Raw genomic sequence first — 1,173 nt, 5'->3', positions numbered from 1 at the left:
GAAAAAAATTCTGATTTACAGAATTTTTTTTGTTATTTTTTTTGGATTGCCACGCTCCTTGCAGTCGCAGTCTTGTTGCATGGCTCGCTGATGTCATGCCCGCGTATGTGGGAATCCAGAAAAAAAGTATAAATACAGCAARTTTTTGAAATTAAAAGCTCGATTTATCTCGCTTTATGCTGGATTCCCGCCTACGCGGGAATGACATCGAGTGGGTGTTGCGAGCCATACAACAACGCCGCAGTCGTTCGTAATGACGGGGTGGTATCCACGCAACAATGTCTTGCTGGAACGATATAGTAGCCATGTAACAAGACCATAATTAAAGGAGAATTGTGGTAATTTAATATTCAATTTTTATTAGTCTTTTGAATTTCTTGTTGTTGCTGTTGTTTGTATTCTTCCGCTTTTTCTTCTATGTAATTAAAAAAGAAATAAGTAAAAGTTAAAAAACCGGTCAAAATAATACCAAATGTTATTAATATTGCTTTAAGTTGCTTTCGCGAATCTTCTGCTTTTAATCTTTTCTCTTCTTCATCTATCTCTTCATCATTTTTGAATTCAGATATTATTATTTGTTCTTCTGTAGTATTTTCCATGTTGTAACTCAACTAAAATGAACTTCTTTATTACTAAGTTGTTCCTATAACTTACAGATTTTTGAAGTTTATAAGATTAGCTATATTTATAGTAAAAGAAATTGAATTATGTTCAATAGACCTCTTCGGAAACTCTACTTCTAGGGGTAATTTGTACGTCAATCCAGTACTCGAATCCTCACATACGCTTTTGTACGCTGTGGTGGCAAGCACTTCCGTGTCTCGTTCAAATTCCGCCCTAAACCCTTGTTTCCGAAGAGATCTAATTTACCCATTATCTTTTAATTTTTTAAAAACATACCTCATATCGTAAATGGGTTAGCTATTTGTCGGTATTCGCTATATTCTTAAAAAAATAAAATATTTCTTATAAATTGGATATAATTCAACATCTATTACTATAATGATGAGGTTTAAGCCTCGTAAAAATAGGATATATAAGCAATAATACTATGTCAATAGTCGTGAATATTAGTAGTAAATTATGTAACAATATGTGTTCAACCATGGTTATACATATTATTATAATTTGGGTCTCCTAAAATTGGGTCGTGCCTCCGTATTGCAGTTTAGA

Annotated in this window: 1 protein-coding gene and 1 pseudogene; both read right to left on the bottom strand. The window is 32.9% G+C overall.

Annotated features, from left to right (window positions below):
* Positions 1-350: 350 nt before the first annotated feature.
* Positions 351-599: a hypothetical protein gene (locus KYQ89_RS03915; RefSeq protein ID WP_218460496.1), complete on the bottom strand. Its 249-nt coding sequence runs from the start codon at positions 597-599 to the stop codon at positions 351-353.
* Positions 600-716: 117 nt separating this feature from the next.
* A pseudogene (locus KYQ89_RS07790) lies at positions 717-866 on the bottom strand (palindromic element RPE1 domain-containing protein); the annotation flags it as partial.
* Positions 867-1,173 lie beyond the last annotated feature (307 nt).

The sequence above is a fragment of the Rickettsia sp. TH2014 genome (assembly GCF_019249195.1).
Classification (GTDB): Bacteria; Pseudomonadota; Alphaproteobacteria; order Rickettsiales; family Rickettsiaceae; genus Rickettsia; species Rickettsia felis.
This window is presented reverse-complemented; position numbering and strand designations above follow the sequence as displayed.